Origin of the sequence: Thermosyntropha lipolytica DSM 11003 (assembly GCF_900129805.1) — a bacterium.
In the GTDB taxonomy this organism is placed as follows: Bacteria; Bacillota; Syntrophomonadia; order Syntrophomonadales; family Syntrophomonadaceae; genus Thermosyntropha; species Thermosyntropha lipolytica.
The window spans coordinates 1-7,356 of sequence record NZ_FQWY01000055.1 but is presented as its reverse complement, the minus strand read 5'-3'; the positions used below and the strand labels follow the sequence as shown (position 1 = coordinate 7,356).

General features: G+C 40.9%; 8 protein-coding genes and 2 pseudogenes. All 10 read right to left on the bottom strand.

The genetic code is table 11. From position 1 onward, the window contains the following. A pseudogene (locus BUB92_RS10400) lies at window positions 1-741 on the bottom strand (hypothetical protein); the annotation flags it as partial. Continuing rightward, window positions 722-820, bottom strand: a pseudogene (locus BUB92_RS11275) (IS607 family transposase); the annotation flags it as partial. The pseudogenes BUB92_RS10400 and BUB92_RS11275, both read right to left, overlap by 20 nt. Window positions 821-949: 129 nt before the next feature. Then, window positions 950-1,660: a Stp1/IreP family PP2C-type Ser/Thr phosphatase gene (locus BUB92_RS10395; RefSeq protein WP_073093466.1), complete on the bottom strand. Its 711-nt coding sequence runs from the start codon at window positions 1,658-1,660 to the stop codon at window positions 950-952. Window positions 1,661-1,691: 31 nt separating this feature from the next. Beyond that, complete coding sequence (gene rlmN / locus BUB92_RS10390; protein ID WP_073093465.1) at window positions 1,692-2,762, bottom strand: dual-specificity RNA methyltransferase RlmN; 1,071 nt, start codon at window positions 2,760-2,762, stop codon at window positions 1,692-1,694. Between the two features lies 1 nt (window position 2,763). Further along, complete coding sequence (gene rsmB / locus BUB92_RS10385; protein WP_073093464.1) at window positions 2,764-4,140, bottom strand: 16S rRNA (cytosine(967)-C(5))-methyltransferase RsmB; 1,377 nt, start codon at window positions 4,138-4,140, stop codon at window positions 2,764-2,766. Between the two features lie 19 nt (window positions 4,141-4,159). Continuing rightward, window positions 4,160-4,840, bottom strand: coding sequence for a zinc metallopeptidase (locus BUB92_RS10380; protein WP_073093463.1), 681 nt, complete (start codon window positions 4,838-4,840; stop codon window positions 4,160-4,162). Continuing rightward, on the bottom strand, window positions 4,837-5,592 hold the full coding sequence (locus tag BUB92_RS10375) for a DUF116 domain-containing protein (protein ID WP_073093461.1): 756 nt from the start codon (window positions 5,590-5,592) through the stop codon (window positions 4,837-4,839). The genes BUB92_RS10380 and BUB92_RS10375 overlap by 4 nt, the downstream gene beginning before the upstream one ends. After that, the gene (gene fmt / locus BUB92_RS10370; RefSeq protein ID WP_073093459.1) at window positions 5,592-6,530 is read right to left on the bottom strand and encodes a methionyl-tRNA formyltransferase; all 939 of its coding nucleotides are present in this window, start codon (window positions 6,528-6,530) and stop codon (window positions 5,592-5,594) included. Before fmt ends, BUB92_RS10375 begins: the two co-directional genes overlap by 1 nt. A 19-nt stretch (window positions 6,531-6,549) precedes the next feature. Next, window positions 6,550-7,005, bottom strand: a complete 456-nt coding sequence (gene def, locus BUB92_RS10365) for a peptide deformylase (protein WP_073093457.1) — start codon at window positions 7,003-7,005, stop codon at window positions 6,550-6,552. Between the two features lie 187 nt (window positions 7,006-7,192). Continuing rightward, on the bottom strand, window positions 7,193-7,356 hold a 164-nt coding region (locus BUB92_RS10360), incomplete at its 5' end, for a zinc ribbon domain-containing protein (protein ID WP_143156941.1).

The following is a 7,356-nucleotide window of genomic DNA, read 5'->3' as shown; positions in this document are numbered from 1 at the left end:
CATCGGTATCCTGCCATATCTTACAAGCTGACCATTTCTATCGCTTTCAGCCCACGCTATGTGGTCCGGATATGCGTTGATGTCTATTCCTATGATTCCATTTTCTTTTGTTATCACGACTTCGGGAATGTTTTCTTCAATCGTAAAGCAGGCATATGTTTTGCCGTTTTTTAGTTTCAGCTCGACGGAATAAGCTTCCTGGCAGGTGCTGATTGCTTTCAGTAATTCTTCACGACTTTTTCCTTTTTTGCATCCTGCTTGTATCTTTGCATATACATATTTTCTTTCTCCTACGTTGATTCTGAGTGCAGCACCATTTTCATCTATCTCAATCCTTGTGTTGAGATTTCCCTTCTTTGTCTTGTCACCTCTTGAGTAGAGATTGCCTTTTCTTCTTTCTTGCCATTCTTGTTGCAGTTTTTTATATTCATTTCCATTTATATGCCGTTTCTTGAGTTTTTTAAATAAATTCCTGCCGCCGAAAATAACTTTACTGGGGTTTTCGCCTCTTTCTCGGCATGACTCAAGAACGCTTTTTGCCTTCATTATCGCATCATCTACATACCTCGAATTCAGGTGGAAAACCCCCTGAAGGTCTCTTTTAAGTTCGTTTCTGGTTTTGCCTTCTAGAAACCGGTTGTATGCAAATCTCATGCAGGCTGACCATCTTCTCATTAAATCCGCTACTACTCGCTCATCTTCTTTGTCTGGGAAAGTAAGTTTAGCCTGTATTGTTATCATGCCTTTTACCACCTTTTTGTCCGTAAATCCTGGCTGCAAATGAGGTGACTATTGCTATTAAGTCTTCTGCCATTTTTCTAGTTTATAATTGTTCTTCAGCTGATGGAGTATATTTCCTTTACTTTTTGCATACTTAATAACATCTATTATCACCAATTAAAGTTATATTACTTTGTATTACTATGGTTTGCTGTCGCTAACCTCCTAATCAAATACATATAAGGATTAAGGTAATATTATCATAGCCACCGCGGGCAATTGCTTCCGCAACCAGCTTTTCGGCTGCCTGCTCCAGATTTTCTCCAGCTTCCGTAACAATTTCTAATATTTCATCATCTGCCAGCATATCAGTTAAACCATCAGTACAAAGAAGTATTATATCACCAACCAGCAAAGATTCAATATAGTGATCAATCTGCACTTCTTCTTCAATACCCAGTGCCCTGGTTAATATATGGTTATAAGAAGTATGAGCTAATTCTTCGGCATTTAAAAGGCCATCCTCAAGCATCTGTTCAGCCAGGGTATGATCTCTTGTCACCTGGCGTATCCTGTTCTCTCTTACAATATAAAGCCGGCTATCCCCAATATGCCGTATATGCATCTCATTTTCATTGATTATGGCTGCCGTTATCGTAGTACCCATTTCATAACAGGAAGGATCATTTTGTCCTGCTTCCCAGATCTGGCGGTTGGCTTTTTTTATTATTTCATCAATAAACTTTATCAGCTCATGTCGATCTAGATTTTCCGTCTCCCGGGCAATAATTTCTATGGCCAGATTAGAAGCGATATGTCCTGCCTTGTGTCCTCCCATACCATCACATACTACAAACAAGCTCTGGGACTCCCTGATAAAGAAACTATCTTCATTACGATGTCTGATAAGGCCCTGATCAGAAATACCTATACTTTTCATAAGTCACCTCGACAGATTACAGGCAAAATTATTAGCGTTTGGCTCTAAGCTGTCCGCAGGCTGCTTCAATATCCGCACCTTTTTCTTCTCTTATAGTAACATTAAGACCTGCTTCCGCCAGCCAGTTATAAAACTGCATTATTTTTTCTTTTTCCGGTTTTTTATAAGGTAAGCCTTCCACTTCATTGTAAGGGATCAAATTTATATTAGCCAGCAAAGGCTTAACCAGCTTAATCATGTTATCGGCATCTTGGCGCCTTATATTTACCCCATCTAGCATTACATACTCAAAAGTTACCCTTCTATTGGTACAGGTTATATAATATTCTACTGCCTTCAGCAAACTGGCCAAAGGATATTTGCGGTTAAGCGGTACCAGCTGATCACGCAGTTCATCATCACAGGCATGTAAAGAAACCGCCAGGGTAACCTGCAAATTTTCTTCGGCTAATCGTTCTATGCCTTTGACATCACCGGCTGTAGATATGGTTATACTGCGCTGCCCCAGGTTTATTCCCTTGTGGTCATTTAAAATATATACCGATTTTATAACTTCATCGTAATTAAGCATAGGCTCACCCATGCCCATATAAACTACATTGGAAATAATATTATCACCGGCATTTTTCACCTTTTTTTTGAGTTCCCGACGGGAACTCAAAAATTCACCGACTATTTCCCCGGCAGTTAAATTACGTTGAAAACCTCCCTGCCCGGTAGCACAAAATGCACAACCTATAGGGCATCCTACCTGGGTAGACAAGCACAAGGAATACCGCGTATCCTTCTCCTGACGCTGAGGAATCAAAACGGTCTCTACCTTTTTCTTGTCATTAAATTCCAGCAAATACTTGCGCGTTCCATCGCGGGACACCCTTTGTTTTAAAACCCGGGGGAAAGATATGACAGCTATTTCATCTAAACGGCTGCGTAAAGCTTTAGGCAAATCGCTCATCTGGTAAAAGCTGTCTTCATCTTTTTGATATATCCATTTATGTATCTGCCTTCCTCGAAAACGCTGTTCTCCCATCGACACCATAAAGTCTTCTAACTCTTTTATTCCCATACCTAAAAGCTCAGTTTTGCTTTTTTTATTATCCATATCAGTAATTATCCTGCCTCCTCATTAGCGCATAAAACATGCCATCAGTATTATATTTACCGGAATAAATAGTGAGCATACCCTGGGCAGCCGCTTTAAGGTCCTTTTCATCCAGGGAAAAAAAACTTATACGATCTGCAAAGGGAACCATCTCAAAATGAGGATTTTTATGCAAAAATTCCTCTACGACTTTTTCATTTTCTTCCTGGTTAATAGTACAGGTAGAGTAGAGGAGAAATCCTCCATTCTTAACCATTTTACCTGCTTTTTGCAATAATTTTAATTGCAAATCTACCAGAGGGGCAATATCTTTTTTTTCTCGCTTCCACCTCATATCAGATCGCCGGTTTAATACCCCTAAACCGGAGCAGGGTGCATCTAACAAGACTTTATCTGCTTCTGGACTCTCAGCTATCTGGAGCACATCTTCAGCTTTCCCGGTTACTATATCAATTCCTAACCGCTGGCAGTTCTCCTTGAGGAGCTTTATTTTATGGTCATAGAGGTCGAAAGCGATTATTTCCCCTTTATTACCCATCATCTCTGCCAAATGGGTAGTCTTCCCTCCAACACCAGCACAGAGGTCATATACCTTTTCTCCAGGTTCTGGCTTTAGTATAGGAGCTGCCAGCATAGAAGCGGGATTTTGAATATAAAAATAGCCTTTATTATAGCTTTCCGTATCTTCCAGAGAAATTTTCATATCTTCAACTTCGATATCCCAGGGGGTTAAACTCCCTTTACGGCAACTTATTCCTTCTTTATTTAGACTTTCCCAGAGTTCATCCCGGGAAACTTTTAATACATTGGTCCGTAAAGTAAGATTCGGCCTTTTATTGTTATAGTTCATCATTTTTATACATTCTGCTTCCGGCATCTGGCTAAGCCACCACTTAACCATCCATTCCGGATGGGAATAATAAACTGCCAGATAAGAAACTTTATCCTCGGGATATTTAATCTTATCCCGGTTCCTTAAAATACTGCGCAATACCCCATTAGCCACCCGGGCTAAAGCAGGATTAGCCTTCTTGCGCACTAACTCTACCCCTTCATTTACCGCCGCATAAGCCGGTATTTTATCCATAAACAATAGCTGATAAAGGGAAAGCCTTAAAACGGTACGCAACCAGGGATTTTGCCTTTCTATCCGGCTTTGCAAAAAAAGATTAAGCACCCAGTCCAGGTGCTTTAACATGCGTATAGTACCGTTTACCATTTCGGTAACCAGGTTTTTATCTTCCTTGCTAAGCCTTGATGCTCCCATAAATTTGGCCAAAGCCAGATTGGCATAGGCACCATTTTCGGTTACTTCATATATTATTTGGGCTGCTATGTTTCTGGTTGGGGAAACAGCAGTAGTCGAATATTTATCCATCAGCCTAAACCCCTCGCATTTAGTCTTCCCGCGAACCTAAAAATATCATTACATAATAGAGCAGGTTGGCAATAGCTGAAATAGCCGCCGCTAAATAAGTTAAGGCAGCCGCACTTAAAACTTTCTTTACGGCAGGCGTTTCCTGAGGAGTTATGATTCCCGCACTTTCCAGTTCCATAACTGCCCGCCGGGAAGCATTGAATTCTACCGGCAGGGTTACCAGATGAAACAGGACTACTGCGGAAAAGAGAAGAATACCTATTAGAACCAGATTAGCGCTGTTTAAAATTATTCCCACCAGCAGGATAGGAAAAGAAGCTCCCGAAGCAAAATTGGTAACCGGCACTATGGCATGCCTTAATTCTAAGGGACCATATTTTTCACCATGCTGAATGGCATGGCCTACTTCATGAGCAGCTACGCCAATAGCAGCCAGAGAATTGCTTCCATATACCGGTTCGGAAAGCCGCACCCTTTTTACCCGGGGATCGTAGTGATCGGTAAGCGAACCTCCCACCGGATCAATGCCTACATCAGTTAAACCTTTGCGGCGCAAAAGCTGAGCCGCCACCTCTGCCCCCGTCATTCCGCGCATACTGCGTACCCGGGAATATTTTTCAAAAGTTGACTTAACCTTAAACTGGGCATAAATAGAAAGGATAAACGCGGGCAATATGAAGATGAGATAAGCCATAATCATCCGCCTCCTTTTTTAAAAGTTATGAGGGCATTTTCTACCCATTTTAAATCAACATCCGTATTAAAACAAGGTCCATGAGGACGGAAATTTAATACACCAAGTACCGGGATAGCCGATGTATCCTGAATACCTAATGCTAGATCCCTCTCACACGCAATAGCTATCACCGCCTTAGGTTTAATCTCTTTTATAAATTTACGCGCTAACGTTCCACCTGTTGCCACTTTTAACACCGCTTTATGTTCCCGCGCCAGTTTTTTTAATTCACCTACCTTGCATTTGCCGCATTCTTTACAATTTTCCACATTAATAGTAATCTTATGCGGACAGGCGGCATCTTGCAAACAATGGGGAGCCAGTATCATAATCTGTTCTCCAGGAAGCAAAAGCTTTTTAGCCTTTACCATAAAGTTGTTTACCTCAATATAAGAACTTAATATTTTTTCTTTTTGGACCCCCAGAAATCTTCCTACCAGCAAGACTAATGGAAACAAGGTATCATTCACTATTCTACCCAGATTTTCCAGGGAAGGTATAGTTTTAAACCTCCATATCATAATTATTATTGCCAGCAGCCCGGCTCCCAGAATAATAAATGCCAAACCAGCAGCTATAGTTAAAAACATAAATATTATTTTGCCTGCTGCCATATGCCGGTTTATTACCATATACCATATAAGAAAAACAGCAAGGAGCAAAAACAGCAGACTTCCCCCTAAAAGGCCTATATACACCCTTTTCTTTATCCTCATTATTTTTTCTCCCCCAAGATTATACCCTGCCCTATTCTGCTTCCCCGCAGAAAATCAAGAGAGGACATCCTCTTTTTCCCTTCTCTTTGCACTTCTAAAATTTCCAGTATTCCTTCACCAGTTTGTACCAGAAAACCTTCCCTGCTTATACCTTTTATTTCTCCCGGCACCCCATATCCTGTTTTTTCTACCACCCGGCTGCGGAATATTTTTAATTTAAAACCTTCTATATACGAATAAGCACCAGGCACCGGACTTAAAGCCCTTATTTTATTATGTATTTCCCCAGCCGATTTATCCCACATGATGATTTCATCATCAGGAGTAAGCATAGGGGCATAAGTAGCCTGGCTGTGATCCTGTTTATATCTTTCTACCTTGCCTTTTTCCATATCTTTAATCGTTTCTATGAGCAGCTCGGCTCCTTTTTTAGTTAAAACATCCTTTAGCTCTCCATAATTAATATCTTCATCAACAGGCATTTTCCACTGCTTAATTATATCTCCGGTATCCAAACCTTCATCCATATACATAATAGTAACTCCGGTTTCTTTTTCGCCATTCATCAAAGCTCTCTGTATAGGTGCTGGTCCCCGGTAAAAAGGAAGTAAAGAAGCATGAATATTTATACATCCTAAAGGAGGCAAAGAGAGCAATTCCCGGGATAGAATCTGCCCATAAGCTACCACCACGATAAGGTCAGGTTGCCAGCTTTTTACAAATTCTACGGCTTCCGGACTTTTTATCCTGGCAGGTTGAAAAAGGGACAGATTATGCATAACAGCCACTTCTTTTACCGGAGAAAAAGCAAGCTTTTTCCCTCTTCCCCGGGGTTTATCCGGCTGAGTTACCACCCCTTTTACATCATATCCGCTATCTAAAAGCATCCTAAGGGGATAAACCGCAAAATCAGAAGTTCCCATATAAACTATGCGCAAAACAGCTAGCCTCCCTGTATCAATCTTCTCTTTCCAAATCAGTAGCCTTATCGATAAAAAGAATTCCATCTAAATGATCGATTTCATGCTGCAGAACTTTAGCCAGCAAACCTTCGGCTTCTATCTCCACCATTTCGTTATGGCGGTTTAAAGCTCTTACCTTAACCTTTTGCGCCCTGGCTACTCTTCCCCACACCCCGGGCACACTTAAACACCCTTCCCTTCCTATCTGTTTTCCTTCCTGGTATATTATCTCCGGATTTATAAGTTCCATATAATTATCTCCCGGATCTACAACAATAACCCTTTTTAATACCCCTATCTGCGGAGCAGCTAACCCCACGCCATCAAATTCATACATAGTATCGCGCATATTATCCAGTAATTTTAAAACCCCGGCATTTATGCTAGTTACCTCTCTAGCCCTGGTTCTCAAAACTTCATTGGGTACGGTTACAATTTTGTATACAGCCAACCAAACTACCGTTACAGAAAACCTACAAAACTTTATAAGGAGCTTATAATATCCTTATAAAGTTTCTGTTTCCTTCCTTGTTCATCGCGTCCAGTTTCGGATAAACCTACTCCTGCTTGGTATGACGCTCCGAAGGCTTAAATTCCCGACTAACGTATCGGTACTAGCTAATAGCTTGCGTCAAGTGCTAAGCTATTAGTTTTTCATAATTCTTCAAGTTTATACTTGCATTCAAATCGCGGTCTATCTCAAACCCACATTTGTCGCATTTGTATTTTCGCTCTGACAGGGATAATTGCTCTTTTATATTCCCACATCTACTGCATATTTTTGAGGAAGGATAGAACCTAT